19 protein-coding genes are annotated in these 15,308 nt (G+C 71.0%); 5 read left to right on the top strand and 14 right to left on the bottom strand.

Annotated elements, in window-relative coordinates; all coding sequences use genetic code 11:
* The first annotated feature begins 46 nt into the window (after positions 1–46).
* Complete coding sequence (locus tag N7925_RS31975) at positions 47–874, top strand: aminoglycoside N(3)-acetyltransferase (protein ID WP_274345911.1); 828 nt, start codon at positions 47–49, stop codon at positions 872–874.
* 120 nt (positions 875–994) lie between these two features.
* Here the strand turns inward: N7925_RS31975 and N7925_RS31970 are convergent, their stop codons facing one another.
* From N7925_RS31970 to N7925_RS31960, 3 genes are all read right to left on the bottom strand, one after another.
* The gene (locus N7925_RS31970; RefSeq protein ID WP_265602947.1) at positions 995–1,549 is read right to left on the bottom strand and encodes a YbaK/EbsC family protein; all 555 of its coding nucleotides are present in this window, start codon (positions 1,547–1,549) and stop codon (positions 995–997) included.
* Positions 1,550–1,593: 44 nt separating this feature from the next.
* Positions 1,594–2,166, bottom strand: coding sequence for a helix-turn-helix domain-containing protein (locus tag N7925_RS31965; protein ID WP_265602946.1), 573 nt, complete (start codon positions 2,164–2,166; stop codon positions 1,594–1,596).
* A 156-nt stretch (positions 2,167–2,322) separates the two neighbouring features.
* On the bottom strand, positions 2,323–3,072 hold the full coding sequence (locus tag N7925_RS31960) for an acyltransferase (RefSeq protein WP_274345910.1): 750 nt from the start codon (positions 3,070–3,072) through the stop codon (positions 2,323–2,325).
* A 177-nt stretch (positions 3,073–3,249) separates the two neighbouring features.
* On the opposite strand from N7925_RS31960, the gene N7925_RS31955 reads away from it, so the two are divergent.
* Complete coding sequence (locus N7925_RS31955; protein WP_007453770.1) at positions 3,250–3,780, top strand: gamma carbonic anhydrase family protein; 531 nt, start codon at positions 3,250–3,252, stop codon at positions 3,778–3,780.
* Positions 3,781–3,916: 136 nt separating this feature from the next.
* Here the strand turns inward: N7925_RS31955 and N7925_RS31950 are convergent, their stop codons facing one another.
* Complete coding sequence (locus N7925_RS31950; protein WP_032792876.1) at positions 3,917–4,354, bottom strand: DUF4442 domain-containing protein; 438 nt, start codon at positions 4,352–4,354, stop codon at positions 3,917–3,919.
* A 121-nt stretch (positions 4,355–4,475) separates the two neighbouring features.
* Between N7925_RS31950 and N7925_RS31945 the strand changes: the two genes are divergently transcribed.
* Positions 4,476–5,567 carry a hypothetical protein gene (locus N7925_RS31945; protein WP_274345909.1) on the top strand — a complete coding sequence of 364 codons (1,092 nt, stop codon included), beginning with the start codon at positions 4,476–4,478 and terminating at the stop codon, positions 5,565–5,567.
* 48 nt (positions 5,568–5,615) lie between these two features.
* On the opposite strand, the gene N7925_RS31940 is transcribed toward N7925_RS31945, so the two are convergent.
* The 4 genes from N7925_RS31940 to N7925_RS31925 form a co-directional block, all read right to left on the bottom strand.
* Positions 5,616–6,461 (bottom strand): spermidine synthase, encoded by an 846-nt coding sequence (locus N7925_RS31940; RefSeq protein ID WP_265602942.1) that lies wholly within the window; start codon positions 6,459–6,461, stop codon positions 5,616–5,618.
* A 72-nt stretch (positions 6,462–6,533) separates the two neighbouring features.
* On the bottom strand, positions 6,534–7,703 hold the full coding sequence (gene tuf / locus N7925_RS31935) for an elongation factor Tu (protein ID WP_274345908.1): 1,170 nt from the start codon (positions 7,701–7,703) through the stop codon (positions 6,534–6,536).
* Between the two features lie 97 nt (positions 7,704–7,800).
* On the bottom strand, positions 7,801–7,956 hold the full coding sequence (locus N7925_RS31930) for a hypothetical protein (RefSeq protein WP_265602940.1): 156 nt from the start codon (positions 7,954–7,956) through the stop codon (positions 7,801–7,803).
* Between the two features lie 52 nt (positions 7,957–8,008).
* Positions 8,009–8,722 carry a DNA alkylation repair protein gene (locus N7925_RS31925; protein ID WP_274345907.1) on the bottom strand — a complete coding sequence of 238 codons (714 nt, stop codon included), beginning with the start codon at positions 8,720–8,722 and terminating at the stop codon, positions 8,009–8,011.
* Positions 8,723–8,771: 49 nt separating this feature from the next.
* On the opposite strand from N7925_RS31925, the gene N7925_RS31920 reads away from it, so the two are divergent.
* Together N7925_RS31920 and N7925_RS31915 are read left to right on the top strand one after the other, a co-directional pair.
* The gene (locus N7925_RS31920) at positions 8,772–9,494 is read left to right on the top strand and encodes a TVP38/TMEM64 family protein (protein ID WP_265602938.1); all 723 of its coding nucleotides are present in this window, start codon (positions 8,772–8,774) and stop codon (positions 9,492–9,494) included.
* Between the two features lie 178 nt (positions 9,495–9,672).
* Positions 9,673–10,545 carry an undecaprenyl-diphosphate phosphatase gene (locus N7925_RS31915; protein WP_265602937.1) on the top strand — a complete coding sequence of 291 codons (873 nt, stop codon included), beginning with the start codon at positions 9,673–9,675 and terminating at the stop codon, positions 10,543–10,545.
* A 105-nt stretch (positions 10,546–10,650) separates the two neighbouring features.
* Here the strand turns inward: N7925_RS31915 and N7925_RS36260 are convergent, their stop codons facing one another.
* The 6 genes from N7925_RS36260 to N7925_RS31890 all read right to left on the bottom strand — a co-directional run bounded on the left by N7925_RS36260 (position 10,651) and on the right by N7925_RS31890 (position 15,308).
* A complete protein-coding gene (locus N7925_RS36260; RefSeq protein ID WP_443032291.1) occupies positions 10,651–10,878 on the bottom strand; it encodes an IS3 family transposase in 228 nt (75 codons plus the stop codon).
* A gap of 10 nt (positions 10,879–10,888) precedes the next feature.
* Positions 10,889–11,938, bottom strand: coding sequence for a branched-chain amino acid aminotransferase (locus tag N7925_RS31910; RefSeq protein ID WP_443032290.1), 1,050 nt, complete (start codon positions 11,936–11,938; stop codon positions 10,889–10,891).
* A gap of 27 nt (positions 11,939–11,965) precedes the next feature.
* Entirely contained in the window at positions 11,966–12,319 is a 354-nt protein-coding gene (locus tag N7925_RS31905; RefSeq protein ID WP_274345906.1) for a nuclear transport factor 2 family protein, read from the bottom strand.
* Between the two features lie 96 nt (positions 12,320–12,415).
* Positions 12,416–13,126 (bottom strand): response regulator, encoded by a 711-nt coding sequence (locus N7925_RS31900; RefSeq protein WP_265602935.1) that lies wholly within the window; start codon positions 13,124–13,126, stop codon positions 12,416–12,418.
* 137 nt (positions 13,127–13,263) lie between these two features.
* Positions 13,264–14,586 (bottom strand): lasso peptide C-terminal Trp epimerase, encoded by a 1,323-nt coding sequence (mslH, locus tag N7925_RS31895; RefSeq protein ID WP_274345905.1) that lies wholly within the window; start codon positions 14,584–14,586, stop codon positions 13,264–13,266.
* Positions 14,583–15,308, bottom strand: a complete 726-nt coding sequence (locus N7925_RS31890) for a DsbA family protein (RefSeq protein WP_265602933.1) — start codon at positions 15,306–15,308, stop codon at positions 14,583–14,585. The genes mslH and N7925_RS31890 overlap by 4 nt, the downstream gene beginning before the upstream one ends.

Below are 15,308 nucleotides of genomic sequence, written 5' to 3'. Positions count from 1 at the left end.
GCGGCCGGGGTGTGGGAGGCCTTCCGGGACGGGAAGAATCTCCGCCGTGGACGACGTACTCGACGCAGACGCAGACCTGCTCGACGGGGCCCGGACGACGGCCGCTCTGACCTCGCTGGGCGTACGGCCCGGCGATGTGCTCCTGGTGCACGCCTCACTGCGCTCGCTGGGACCGGTGGCGGCCGGTGCGCGGGGCGTGCTGGGCGCGCTGCGCCGGGCCGTGGGGCCGGAGGGGACCCTGGTGGTCCCCTCCTTCACCCCGGAGAACTCCGACACCTCCCCGCACTACCGCGCGCGGGTACGGGGCCTGGACGCGGGGGCCGTCGACGCCGTGCGGGCCTCGATGGAGCCGTACGACCCGTCGCTGACCCCCGCGCCGTCGATGGGCGCGCTGGCCGAGACCGTACGGACGGCTCCGGGGGCCGGGCGCAGCGCGCATCCGCAGACCTCGTTCGCGGCGCTCGGTCCGCGAACGGCGCGGCTGCTCGCCGGGCACCGGGCCGACTGCCATCTCGGGGAGGACTCGCCGCTGGCCCGGCTGTACGAGGCGGATGCCCGGATTCTGCTGCTCGGCACCGGCTACGCCACGTGTACGGCGTTCCACCTGGGCGAGTACCGGATGCCCGGTCCGCCGCGCCGCGGCTACCGCTGTGTGGTGATGTCGCGGGGGGTGCGCCGGTGGTGGGAGTACGAGGATGTCGCCCTGGACGACGGGGACTTCGCCGCCCTGGGCGCGGCGTTCGAGGATGCCGCGGAGGACGGTGCCGTACGCGCGGGACGCGTGGGCGCGGCCGACTGCAGGCTCGTCCGGCTGCGCCCCGCCGTCGACTTCGCCACGGGCTGGCTCACGGAGCACCGGCGGGCCGGCGGCTGAGAGGGGGCAACTGCCCGAACAGTCGCTCTGTCGGGCCGCTTTCGGAGTGCCTGGAGCCGACCGATCGGTACGGCGCGTCGACCCGCCGCTCTTCCGACCCGGGTCCCAGCGCTCTTCCGCTCAGACGCCGAGGCCCTCGACGAGGACGGCGCCCGGGAGGGCGGCGAGCGCCTTGCCGGGGACGATGAGCTTGCCGCGTCGGCTGCCGCTGCCGATCAGGACCCACTCCTCGTCCACCACGGCGGGGTCCAGCAGGAGGGGCCAGGCGGCGGGCAGGCCGATCGGGGTGATGCCGCCGTACTCCATGCCGCTCTCGCCGACCGCCGTGTCCATCGACGCGAACGAGGCCTTGCGGGCGCCGAGGTGTCTGCGGACCGCCCCGTTGACGTCGACCCGGGTGCGGGAGAGCACCACGCAGGCGGCGAGGGTGACGTCCTGGCCGCGCTTGCCCGCCACGACGACGCAGTTGGCCGAGGTGTCCAGCAGTTCCACGCCGTAGTGCTCGGCGAAGACCGCGGTGTCCGCGACGGCCGGGTCGCTGTCGACGTGGATGACCTGCTCGGCGGTGAACTCGCCCCAGCCGGCGGTCAGGGCCGTGACGACGGGGGCGGGGAGCAGGTCGAGCCGTTCCGCAGCGGGAGCGGCGTCCTCGAAGGTGCCGATGGGTGCGCGCATGGGGCTCACGCTAACAGCGGCGGGGCCGGGACCGGCCGGGCGTCTCAGCGGACGGGCGGGATGGCGACGACCATGGTGAACACGGCCGGTTCGGAGCCCTCGTTGCGGTAGCCGTGCGGCACGTGGGCCTCGAAGGTGGCGGAGGTCCCGGCGGGGACGGGATGGGTGCGGCCGTCGACGACGAGGGTCAGTTCGCCCTCGGTCACATGCAGGAGTTCGACGGTGCCCTCGGGGTGCGGGTCGGAGGTGGTGCCCTCCCCGGGCATCCGCCGGCAGGTCCACAGTTCGAGCGGGCCGCGGGCCTCGGCGCCGACGAGCAGCGTGGTGGAGCTGCCCGCCTCGGTGGACCACATGCGGACGGCCCGGCTCTCGGGGACCAGCCGGACCTGGGCGCCCTGCTCGTGGTCGAGGAGGGTGGTGATGCTGACGCCGAGCGCGTCGGCCAGTTTGACGGTGGTGCCGACGCTCGGGTTCGTCCGCGCCTGCTCGATCTGGATGATCATCCCGCGGCTGACCCCGGCGCGGGCCGCGAGGGCGTCGAGGGTGAAGCCGCGCTCCCCGCGCCAGCGCTTGAGGTTGCGGGCCAGCGACTGGGTGAGCTGGTCGAGGTCGGACACGTACCGTCCCTGCGGTGGATGGCGGAGTGCGGGTGGCGGAGTGCGGCGTACTGGGTGCGGCGTGCTGAGTCGCGTACGGCGCATGCCGGGGTCAAGAATATTGCACTGCGCTACGGTGCACTCCCGCGTCCGGCGGGCTGTACCGCCACCGCCGCCCTACGGTGTTTCGCGGCCCTCGTCCAGCTCCGCGAGGGCCAGCAGCTGTTCGGGCGTGATGCCCTCGGGGATCGGCACGGGCGCCGGTGTGCGCAGGGGCGGCTGCCAGCCCTTCTCCGGGTCCCAGCTGCGGACGACGCGGGCGGGGGCCCCCGCGACCACGGCGTGGTCGGGCACCTCGCCCCGGACGACCGCGCCCGCGGCGACCACGACGTTCCGGCCGAGCCGGGCGCCGGGCAGTATCACCGCGCCGGTGCCGATCCAGCAGCCGGGCCCGACCGCCACCGGTTCCATCCGTGGCCACTGCTTGCCCACGGGCTCGTGCGGGTCGTCGTAGCTGTGGTTGGTCGAGGTGATGTAGACGTAAGGGCCGCAGTACGTGTCCGGGCCGATCGTCACCGTCGTGTCCGCGATCACATGGCTGCCGCGCCCCAGCACCACGCCGTCGCCCAGCGTGAGGACGGTGTCGGGGCCGAGGTCCAGGTCCGGCATCATCCCGGCCGTGAGCGTGACCTGCTCGCCGATGACGCAGTGCGCGCCGAGCTCGATCCACGGCTCCCCGAACACGGTCCCCTGAGGGAAGGCGAGCCGGGTCCCCGTGCCGATCGCGCGGAACCGCAGCCGCCCGGGGTGCTCGGCGGTGACCGCGCCCGCCCGCTGCGCCCAGGCCCAGCCGAGGTGGACCGCGCGGGAGGCGGCACGGCGCGGCCAGCGGGCGAGGAGGGAGAACGCGTTTCGGTTCTTCGGCACGCGCTCACGGTAGTCGGCGGCGCGGTGGGCGATCCGTGCGGTGACCTGTGATGTTCGCCCCACCGGGCGCGGTGCGCGGGGAGTCGTCCCCTACCGTGTGAGTCGGCCCGGTCCGGCGGATCCGAGCGATTCGACGGGAAGGCCCAGGAGCACCACACCGGCGCGAAGGAGCAGGCGATGGCGGAGCAGGCGTTGATCACGGGCATGGGCGGCAAGGAGCCGGACATCGACGTGGACGCGTTCGTGGCCCCGACCTCCGTGGTGATCGGCGAGGTGACGCTCGCCCCGGGCTCCAGCGTCTGGTACCAGGCCGTGCTGCGGGCCGACTGCGGTCCCATCACGCTCGGCCCCGACAGCAACATCCAGGACAACTGCAGCGTGCACACCGACCCCGGGTTCCCGCTCACCGTGGGCGCTCGGGTCTCGGTCGGCCACAACGCTGTGCTGCACGGCTGTGTGATCGAGGACGACGTACTGGTGGGGATGGGCGCCACGGTGCTCAACGGCGCGCACATCGGGGCGGGTTCGCTGGTCGCGGCGCAGGCACTCGTGCCGCAGGGAATGCGGGTGCCGCCGGGCTCGCTCGTCGCGGGGGTGCCCGCGAAGGTGAAGCGGCCGCTGACCGCCGAGGAGCTGGAGGGCATCCGCTTCAACGCGGCGGGGTACGTGGAGCTGGCGAAGGCCCACCGCGAGGCGCACGGGGGCTGACGCCCGGGCCTGGCCACAGCGCACCGGGCCGCCGCCCCTCCCGTTCGGGGAGGGGCGGCGGCCCGGATGCGTACGGCGGGCGCATTCTCAGCCGTTGGGACGTCTCACGTGTTGGGACGTCTCAGTATGGGGACCCTCAGCTGTTGGGGCGCAGGGTCCACACGACGGTCATCTCGCCGGTGACCGCGCCGTCGGCGCGCCGGATCTCGATGGCCACGGGGAATTCCGGCCGCTGTCCGGCGTCCAGCTCGGCGACGACGTCGGCTATGGGGCGGCCGAGGGTCGCGGTCGCCGTGACCTCGCCCTTGGCGAGCTTCTTGTAGCCGATCTCGGCCTTCACGGCGAGCGGCACGGCACGCGACATCTGGTCGCCGAAGGCGGCGATGACGATCGCGCCGCTGGCGGACTCGGCGAGCGTGAACATCGCTCCGGCGTGCGGTCCGCCGAGGTGGTTGTGGTAATCCGCCTGGTCGGGCAGCCGGACGACGGCGCGCTCCGGCGTCGTCTCCAGGAAGTCGAGGTTGAGGGTCCGGGCCATCGGGACCGTCGCGACGAGCATCTCGCCCACGGTCATCTGTTCAGCGCTCATGCCCGAAGGTTACTCACCAGTAGCACCGTTTGGCCATCCCCTTGTGACGGCTCTGGGACAGGGCGGCCGTAGAAGTGGCCGGGCGGCCCCTCTATGGTTACTGGCCATGTGGCCAGGAACGCAGCCGCCCGGGGGCGAGCAGAACCCGCAGGACCAGAACCAGAACCCGTACCAGCAGCCGGGGTACCAGCAGCCGAATCCCTATCAGCAACCGGGATATCCGCCGCAGGGCCAGCCGGGGCAGCCCGCGGAGCCGGGCTACGGATACCCGCAGGGCCCGCCCGCCGGGCAGCCCGGGTACCAGCAGCCCCATCCCTACCAGCAGCCGACGGTGCCGCAGTACGCCGTCCCGGGTCCGCCCGGCGGGCCGAAGCCCGGCGACGACAAGAAGAAGACGACGATCGTGGCGATCGTCGCGGCGACCGCCGTCGTGGTCGCGGCAGGCGTCACCGGTTTCCTCGTGCTCGGCAAGGACGACGACGGCAAGACCGTCGCCGACGACAAGACGTCCGCCTCGCCGAGCGCCAAGCCCAGCGAGACGGAAACCGGCTCCGCGCCGCCGGCGGAGAACCCGCGGGGCTCCGACAGCGACCCCAAACCGGTCGTCCCGGGCTGGAAGGTCGTCACCAACCCCAAGTGGGGCACGCAGTTCGACGTTCCCGGTGACTGGGAGGTCGCGAGCGCGGGAATGTTCTCCGGCTTCGAGGACGCCAAGGAGCCCACCGGCAAGCCGGTCGCCGGCTTCTCCGCACCCGCCTACTACAAGAGCAAGTGGTGCGTCGACGACTCCGACGGGGACGGCAGCCAGGAGGACACCGGGCTGGCCGGCGTCGGGACGAAGGGTGCCCAGGGCGCCAAGAGCACCGACGAGGCCGCGAGGATCGAGGCTGCCAACTGGGTGTGGGCCGCCTACGCCCAGCTGGACCCCAAGACCAAGGTCAAGACCACCAAACCCAAGGCGTTCACCACGGAGTCGGGTCTCTCCGGCAGCGTCGTGCAGGCCACCGCACTGGGCCTCGCCAACAAGGAGAAATGCGACAGCGACGGGAAGTCGATCGCCTTCTCCTTCAAGAACTCCAAGGGCGACTTCTCGACCTGGGTCCTCTACGCCGCCGCCGGCGTCAAGGACGAGCTCCCGGACACCACCATCCAGAAGATCCTGAGCACGGTCCGCCTCTCCGGTCAGCCCACCGGCTGACCCGCACCCGCCCCGTCCGTTCCCGCCCCCGAACCGCCCGACGGAGCCTCAGCCGACGCTGAAGGCTCCGTCGGGCGGTTCGGGCGAGGCGACCGCGTCCACGTCCGCCACCGGGCGGGCCACGCCGATGAACCGGGTCAGCGCGGGGCCGTGGGTGACCCGTGCGGGGAAGGCGTCGCCGGCGCAGGCGCGGACGAGCGGGGCCACGTCGAGGGGCGCGTACGAGGCGAGCAGGACGAGGTTGCCGAAGCGCCGCCCGCGCAGCACGGCCGGTTCCCCGATCAGCGCGAGCTCCGGGAAGACCGCGGCGAAGTTCGCCAGCTGGGAGCGGAGGAAGGCGAACGGCGCACTGTCGGCCAGGTTGGCGGCGTAGATCCCGTCCCCGCGCAGCGCCCGGCCCGCGGCCCGCGCGTACTCGACGGAGGTCAGGTGCGCCGGAACACGGGAGCCGCCGAAGACGTCCGCGATCAGGAGGTCGGCGGAGGCGGGCACCGCCGCCTCCAGCCGCTCCCGGGCGTCGGCCGCGTGCAGGGAGATGCCGCTGCCCTCGGACAGCGGCAGATGCTCCCGGACCAGCCGCAGCAGCTCGTGGTCCGCGTCGACGACGTCCTGGCGCGATCCGGGGCGGGTCGCCGCCACGTAGCGGGGCAGGGTCAGCGCCCCGCCGCCCAGGTGCAGGACGTCCAGGGGCTCGCCCGGCCCGGCCGCGCCGTCCACGACGTGGGCGAGCCTGCGTACATACTCGAACTCCAGGTGGGACGGGTCGTCGAGGTCCACGTAGGACTGGGGGGCGTCGTCGACCGTGAGCAGCCAGGCCCGGTCGCGGTCCACGTCGGGCAGCAGCCGGGCGGTGCCGCAGTCGACCTCGCGGATGACGGGTATCGGCTCGTTCACGCCTCCATTGTCGCCTCCCGCGCCCCGCTGCCCGCCACCCCCGGGACGGGGGGTGGCGGGCAGCGGTGGTGCTCAGAGCAGCGCGGTGACCGTGCCCGCGCCGACCGTGCGACCGCCCTCGCGGATCGCGAAGCCGAGACCGGATTCCAGTGGCACGTCACGGCCCAGCTCCACGGTCATCGTGACCGTGTCGCCGGGGCGCGCGACCGCGAACTCGCCGAGGTCGACATCGCCGACGACGTCCGCCGTACGGATGTAGAACTGAGGCCGGTAGCCGGTGGCCACCGGGGTCGACCGGCCGCCCTCCTTCGTCGACAGGACGTACACCTGGGCGGTGAACCGGCGGCTCGGCACCACGCTGCCGGGCGCGGCCACGACATGGCCGCGGCGGACCCGGTCGCGCTCCACCCCGCGCAGCAGCAGCGCGACGTTGTCCCCGGCCTCGGCGGACTCCATCGGCTTGCCGAAGGTCTCCAGGCCGGTGACGACCGTCTCGATGTCCGCGCCGAGCACCGCGACCCGGTCGCCGACGCGGACGGTGCCGCGCTCGACCGCGCCGGTGACGACCGTGCCCCGGCCGGTGATGGTCAGGACGTTCTCGACGGACAGCAGGAACGGCGCGTCGGTGTAGCGCACCGGAATCGGCACGTACGTGTCGACGGCGTCCAGCAGCCCTTCGATCGCGGCCGTCCACCGTGGGTCGCCCTCCAGCGCCTTGAGCCCGGAGACCCGGACCACGGGGACGGTGTCGCCGCCGTACCCGTGCGCGGAGAGCAGCTCGCGGACCTCCAGCTCGACCAGGTCGGTCAGCTCGGGGTCGCCCGCGTCGGCCTTGTTGAGGGCGACGACGATGTGGTCGACGCCCACTTGACGGGCCAGCAGGACGTGCTCGGCGGTCTGCGGCATGATCCCGTCGAGCGCGGAGACGACGAGGATCGCCCCGTCGAGCTGCGCCGCTCCGGTCACCATGTTCTTGATGTAGTCGGCGTGTCCGGGCATGTCGACGTGCGCGTAGTGGCGGGTGTCGGTCTCGTACTCGACGTGCGCGATGTTGATGGTGATGCCGCGCTGGGCCTCCTCGGGGGCCCGGTCGATCCGGTCGAAGGACACGTAGGAGCTGCCGCCGCGCTCGCTGAGGACCTTGGTGATGGCGGCGGTGAGCGTGGTCTTGCCGTGGTCGACGTGGCCCATGGTGCCGATGTTGAGGTGCGGCTTGGTGCGCACGTAAGCCGTCTTGGACATGGCTCGTTCCTTCTGAAGAACTCGAAGCTGCGAAGAGAAGACCCCAGGGCCCCGCCGACCCTCCCCTTACGGGGTCCGCCGGACTGTCGGGGGAGGGTCAGCTTCGGGCGCCGCCGATGGGCGCTGCGGCGGCGGTGCACGCTGCCGCCGCCGCTTCCGTGGAGAACGCGGCCGCGAGGGGCGCGTCGTTCGCGGCAGCCTTCGGCGCGTCCGCGACTGCGGACTGCGCTGCGGGGAAGGCGTACCGGAACATGCCCCTGATCATGGCCGGGCGGGGCGTTGGCGTCGAATGGTTTTCCGACGCCTCAGAGGTTCTTGAGCGCCTCGCGCGCGGAGAGCGGCGACAGGCGGGTCCCGGCTCCCTGGACGAAGTCGCGTACGGCGGTGGGGTCGGTCCTGGCGTACTCCCGCAGGGCCCAGCCGATCGCCTTGCGGAGGAAGAAGTCGGGGTGGTCCGCGCGGCGCAGGCAGTAGTCGAAGAGCCGGTCGGCGTCGGTGGCTTCCCGGTAGCGCAGCTGGTGCAGGAGGGCGGTCCTGGCCGCCCAGAGGCTGGGGTCGTCGATCCACCGGTCCATCTCCCGGGCGAGCGCCGGGTCGGCGGCGACCAGGGGGCCCGCGACATGCGCGGCCAGCACGTCGACCGTGTCCCACCAGGGGACGGTGGTCACGAGGTGGTGCAGGACGGGCAGGAAGCCGGAGGTGCAGCGGCCCACGTACCGGCGCAGGTAGTCGGCGGCGAAGTACTGGTACTCCCGCTCCGGCAGCCGCCAGCAGCGCAGCGCGATCGCCGTGCAGTCCGCCTCGTCCGGCCGCTCGGCGCCCGCCAGCACGGTCCGTGACAGGGCCCGGCGCTCGGGGGCGGGGATCCCGAGGAAGGGGGCGACGTGCTTCATGTACGCGGCGGCTCCCGCAGCCCGTACGGGGTCGGCGGCCGGGGCGTAGACGGCGACGAGCCGCTCCAGGACGGTGTCGGCGAGGGTGCTGTCCTGCGGTACGGGGGCGTCGGCGGCGGGGTTCACGCGAGGCACATTACGGCGATCACACAGCGTTTTCGGTTACTCTCCCCGAATGTTCGACCCCGTCCCCTCCGCCCGGCCCGCCACCGGTCCCGCCCTGCGCCTCTCCCGGGCGCTGCTGTCGCCGTGGTCCCGGTTCTCGCTGCTCGTGGTCGTCCTGCTGGGGGCCGCGTCGACGATGCTGCTGTTCGAACCCCAGCGGCTGCTGGCGTCGGGCTGGCCGGACCGGCTGACCGGGGGCACGGCCGCGATGCTCTTCGGGCTGGCGTACGGGGCGCTGACGGTGGCGTTCGTGCCGCGCCCGCTGCTCAACATCGCCGCGGGCGCGTTGTTCGGCGCGCAGGCGGGTCTCGCGGCGGCGCTGGCGGGCACGGTGCTGGGCGCGGGCGTGTCGTTCATGCTGGGCCGGGTGCTGGGCCAGGACGCGCTGCGGACCCTGTTGCGCGGGAGGCTGCTGACCGCCGCGGACGGGGTGCTGAGCCGGCACGGCTTCCGGTCCGTCCTGGCGCTGCGGCTCTTCCCCGGGATCCCGTTCGCCGCCGCCAACTACTGCGCGGCGACCTCCCGGATGAGCGCTCCGCCGTTCCTCCTGGCCACCGGGCTGGGGTCGATCCCGAACACGGCGGCGTACGTGATAGCCGGCAGCGAGGCCGCGTCGCCGACCTCGCCGGTCTTCCTGGCCGCCACGGGCTTCATCGTGCTGTCCGCCCTCGGCGGGGCGCTGGTCGCCTGGCGCAAGCGCCACCGGCTCGGCCGGGACACGCCGCAGGACTGAACGTACGGCGGCACGTGGACGACCGGTGCAGTAGGCCTGACGTTTACCTTCAGGCGATACGCTGCCCGCGACCTCGATGTCCTTGTTGTCCTTGACCGCACTCCGTACTCCGCACGCAGCCGACGGGCCCAGTCGTCCGTGGCCGATGCACGATCACCTCCGGGATGGCCAAAGCCCCATGAGCTGGTTCGAATCATTCGTCCTGGGACTCGTTCAGGGACTGACCGAGTTCCTGCCGATCTCCTCCAGCGCCCATCTGCGGCTGACCGCCGCGTTCGCCGGCTGGCACGACCCGGGGGCCGCCTTCACCGCCATCAGTCAGATCGGCACGGAGGCGGCGGTGCTCATCTACTTCCGCAAGGACATCGCCCGCATCCTCTCGGCGTGGTTCCGCTCGCTGACGGACCGTGCGATGCGCGGTGACCACGACGCCCAGATGGGCTGGCTGGTCATCGTCGGCTCGATCCCCATCGGCGTGCTGGGCATCACGCTCAAGGACCAGATCGAGGGGCCGTTCCGCGATCTGCGGCTGATCGCGACGACGCTGATCGGCATGGGCATCGTGCTGGGCATCGCCGACCGGCTGGCCGCGCGCGACGAGTCGGGCGGCAAGCACCGGGTGGTGAAGGAGCGCAAGACGCTCAAGGAGCTGGGGGTCAGGGACGGTCTGATCTTCGGGTTCTGCCAGGCGATGGCGCTGGTCCCCGGCGTCTCCCGGTCGGGCGCGACGATCAGCGGTGGTCTGCTGATGGGCTACACCCGGGAGTCGGCCGCCCGCTACTCGTTCCTGCTGGCGATCCCCGCGGTGCTCGCCTCGGGCGCCTACGAGCTCAAGGACGTGGGCGAGGGGCATATCTCCTGGGGCCCGACGATCTTCGCGACGCTGGTGGCGTTCTTCGTCGGATACGCCGTCATCGCGTGGTTCATGAAGTTCATCACGACCAAGAGCTTCATGCCGTTCGTCATCTACCGCATCCTCCTCGGCATCGTCCTCTTCATCCTGATCTGGGCCGGGGTGCTCAGCCCGCACGCGGGCGAATCCGGCGGCTGAACCAGGGCCGCACAGGTAGCGCTACCAGCATTTCCCAGCGCCTGACTGCATCACCGCGCCATGATCATCTCCCACTCGTCTCCCACCCAGGAGACCGGGAGACGATCAGCCAGACGTGCGCACCCGCACGGTCGGGAGCAGAAGGGGGGCCCGCACAGCAGCAGCTGTGCGGGCCCTTCTGCTGGGCGCCCGACCCGGGTCGGTCAAGGCTGAGGCCCGCCAGCAGGCCCTGGACACCATGAGGCGGGCCACGGTGTTCACCGAGACCCGCCAGCCCGCGCGGAGCAGCAGGAGCCAGACCTTCGGGGAGCCATAGGTGCCCCCGTAACCCACGGAGCCCACGCTACGAGGGGAGGGAGGGACACAGCCGGACCCACCCGTGAGGGTCCGCCGCACGCCCCTGGTGGAGATCGGTGAGCGCCGCCCTCAGTTCCCCCGTGACCGGGCCTTGTTTCCCCTCGCCGATCACCCACGCGCTCTCACCGTCGCGTACCTGGCCAACCGGTGTGACGAGCGCTGCCGTGCCGCAGGCGAAGGTCTCCGTGATGACCCCCGCCTCACTCTCCGTCTGCCACTGGCTGACCGAGATCCGCTCCTCGCTCACGGCGTAGCCCCGCTCTTCCGCAAGGATCAGGAGCGAGTCCCGGGTGACGCCCGGGAGTAGTGTGCCGGTGAGCGCGGGCGTCACCACGGTGGCAGCCGCACCCGATCCGCGGACGAAGAAGAGGTTCATGCCGCCCATCTCCTCGATCCAGTGGCGCTCCACCGGATCCAGCCACACCACCTGCTGGCATCCGGCGTCAGCTGCGGCTTGCTGGGCGAGAAACGCCCCCGCGTAGTTCCCGGCACACTTGGCCTGGCCCGTGCCGCCCGGTGCGGCACGCGAGAACTCCCTGCTGATCAGTACGGACACGGGGTCCGGCTGGTCGGAGAAGAAGCCACCCGTCACGAACCCCATGAGAAGGAACGCGTACTCCTTCGCGGGCCGCAGGGCCAGGGTCGCCTCGCTGGCGAACAGCACCGGCCGCAGGTACAGGCTCAGCTCCGGGGCATCGGCAGGCAGGGCCCCGCCGTCTTCGCGGACAAACGCGTCCACTGCCTCGAGGAAGAGCTCTTCCGGTAGCTCTGGCATGGCAAGGCGCCGGGCCGATTCCTGAAAGCGGCGCGCGTGTGCGTCCGGCCGGAAGGTGCCGAGCGTCCCGTCCTTGCGCCGGTACGCCTTCAGCCCCTCGAACACCACCTGGCCGTAGTGCAGTCCCGCCGTCGCAGGGCTGACCGACAGATGGCCGAAGGGCACGACCTGCGGGCGGCCGGTCCAGCCGGTAGCCGTGCTCCAGTACAACGTCACCATGTGCTCGGTGAATTGCTCACCGAAGCCGACCTTCATCGTCACGATCGCTTCCCTTTCTCTGAACCCGCGTCAGACGAGGGGAGCGAAGAAGAAGGTGTCGCGGCTGCGGAAGGCCCCGTTGACGGAGAACGTGAAGAAGTCCGCGAATCGCAGCGCCACCGCCCGTCCGTCGTGCAGGGCCCCCTCGAACGTGCCGTGCACCGCTGCGTTGTCCCCCTGCACCAGCATGGTGGACAGGGCGTGACGGCCTGTCTTGATCACCCGTTGTTCCCGGTAGAACTGTTCCAACTGGGCCCTTCCGACCAGTGGTTCGTAGCCGGGGCGACGGTAGACAGCATCCGGTGCGAAGAGGTCCAGAAGCCCGGGCACGTCGCCCACGTCCACCAGTTCGTAATAGTGGCGTATGTGCTGTCCTCTGCCCATTGCCCGACTCCTGTAATCAGCTTTGATGGCGAATGACTGCTCGAAGAAACCGACGGCTTTCTTGTTCGCTTCGGTGGCTGGGGCAGACGAGCGTCCTCAATGGCGCCCGCTTCCTGGAGAATTCGGTGACCGCCCCGAGACTCCGCGCTCGACCACACCGCTCTCGTACGCGACGATGACGAGCTGGGCGCGGTCACGGGCACCGAGTTTGGCGAGGAGGCTGCTGACGTGAGTCTTCACGGTGGGCAGGGTGATCACCAGGCATTCGGCGATCTCCGAGTTCGACATACCTTCGGCGACGAGCACGAGGACATCCTGTTCCCGCTTGGTCAGCCTGTCGAGCAGTGGTGCCGGCCTCGGCATATCGACCTGCTGTTGCGAGAACGTGGAGATGAGGCGGCGGGTGACGGTCGGGGCGAGGACGGCTTCGCCGGTGGAGATGGTGCGAATCCCCGCCAGCAGCTCCGTCGGTGACACATCTTTCAGGAGGAATCCGCTGGCCCCGGCCTGCAGCGCCGGGTACACGTACTCGTCCATGTCGAACATCGTCAGGGCCAGGACGCGTACGGTCTCCGTCGCTCGGGCCGAACAGATTTCGCGTGTGGCCGCGATGCCGTCCATGACCGGCATGCGAAGGTCCATCAGGACGACGTCCGGAACCAGTTGCCGGGCCAGCCGGACGGCCTCGGCTCCGTCGGGCGCCTCGCCGACGACCGTCATACCTGGTGTCGCTTCCACCAGAACGCGGAAGCTCCCGCGGAGCAGTGACTGATCGTCGGCGATCAGCACCCGGATCTCCTCTGGCATGGTTCCCCCTTTCCTGGTCGGACGGTCCTTGGCCGACCATGCGGTTGCCGGGAACAGCTTCCCAGTTCGGCTCGGCCGCACGTGGTACTTGATGCGGGAAACGGCTGATCCGACATGCTCCTCGGACCGAAAGCGGTTCAGACCGTTCCGGTCACCCACTCTCCCGCACCGCTCTGCGCGATGGTGATCTTCGTTCCGTAGGGTTCCGAGAGGTGGGCGAAACCGTCGAGGATCTCTGCCCCATCGTCCGGGGCTGCGATCCGTGGGCGTCCTCGCAGATGAACGTCCCTGCCGTGTCCGAGGTCGATCGGATGCAGTTGTACGTCGGCCAGTTTCCCGTCCTCGAATGCGAGTACGGGAACAAGGGATTGCCAGTACTGGCGGTGCGGAGCGAAGAGTCGCCGCCCGTTCCCGCTCAAGGCGGTGAAATAGCGTCCGGGAGTCTGTTTGCCGTCAGCCGGGACATTGGCGTAGTCCTCAGCCGGCACATGCTCGGTCAGATCGATCTGGCTGACGATGTTGCCGAGGCTGTAGAAGATGGGTTTCCCCCGGTGGATCTCCATCCCGCGCAGCAGGTGAGGGCCGTGACCGACCACGGCATCGGCACCTTCGTCGATCATCCGACGTGCGAAGACACGCAGGAATTCGCTGGGTTCCTGCGGCGTGGCGCCAGGTTCGTGCGAGTGGACACTGACCACGACGACATCGGCGCGGTTACGGGCCTCTGCCACCCAGAGGGCGATCGCGTCGAGATCCCGTGGATCGCACTCCGTGGTGAAGGCGGGCTCCTCGCCGAGCCGGAAGTTCGTGCCGAACAAGCCCAGGCGCGTCGGTGACGGCATGGCCGGGTCGAATCCGAGCAGAGTTCGGGCCTCAGCCCGGCGCGCTCGCAGCCCGCTCTCGCCGTCGATCTCACGCAACAGATCCAGCTGAGACGATGTGACGTCCAACACCGCGCTGTGCCGGAGTGGGCTGAGGCCTGGCCTTCCCCGCAGGTCAGGCGAGGGGTAGGAGGCTTCCTGCCCGGGGAGGAAGGTGGAGCTGCATGCGATCAGAGCGAGGCTGCCGCCCGGCCGGTCCACGTACACCGGTCGGCGGGCGGCGGTCAGATCGAGGCCGATGCCGGCGAACGGGATGCGCTTGGAGGCGAGGAGCTCCGCCGTTGCCGCCGCACCGTCCGGGCCGAGGTCCAGGGCGTGGTTGTTGGCGCATCCCAGGACGTTGAATCCCGCCTCGGTGATGTCATCGACGATGTGGCGGTCCGCTATCAGACATCCGCCGCCGGCGGCGTTGCGCACCGGGTGCCCACGCCCGGTATCAGGGACGACTTCGAGGTTGGTGAAGGCGAAGTCGGCGGAGCGCAGGATGCTGCGGAACTGCTGCGCGGCCGGTTCCGAGGAGATCAATGATCCCCGGGTCGCCATGCAGTCGCCGGTCAGTGCCAGGGTCAGCCGCTTCACTCGGCGGCCTCTGCCACTGCCCGCATGAGGGCCCCTGCCGGATCGGAGCCCGTGACGTCCACTCGTTCGCCGTCCACCATGACCGTCGGAGTGACCGCGACCCCCTTGGAGGCTGCGAAGTCGGTGACGTAGGACGTCCAAGGGGTGTAGTCGTCCCCGCGGACACATTTCGCGAAGGCTTGGTCGCTGATTCCCGCCTCCTTACCGGCAGCGGTGAGATCAGCCTCGCTCAGTCCGGGACTGTTCTCCCGGGGCTGTCTCTCGAAGAGCAGGGCCGAGTATGCCTCGAACCGGTCGTGGTCGGCCGCGCAGGCGGCGGCCGATGCTGCCCGGCTGGAGTAGCCGGGCGGGTCACTGCGGTCGTCGAGGAAGGCCACCGGGTGATAGACGACGCGGACGCCCCCTCCCTCGGTGAGCTCTTCAATTCCGGCCGCGAGGGCCTTTTCGGTGTTCCGGCATGAGGGACACAGGTAGTCGAGGTAGAGGTCCACCCGGACCTTGCCGGACGACGACAGGGCCAGGCCCGCCTTGTCGCTCGATGCTTGCGCCGGAACGCGGCTCGGCACCTGGTCCGGCGCCGTGTTCTCGGCCCGCACCAGGCCGACCCCGACGAGGGCCGCGCCGCCCACCACAACAACCGCGACGGTCGCTCCGATCAGCGTGCGGCGACGTCGGTGCCGCCGCATCACCATGTCCTTCACCGCACCGTCCGTGGAATCCAT

The sequence above is a fragment of the Streptomyces sp. CA-278952 genome, from assembly GCF_028747205.1.
Classification (GTDB): domain Bacteria; phylum Actinomycetota; class Actinomycetes; order Streptomycetales; family Streptomycetaceae; genus Streptomyces.
This window is presented reverse-complemented; position numbering and strand designations above follow the sequence as displayed.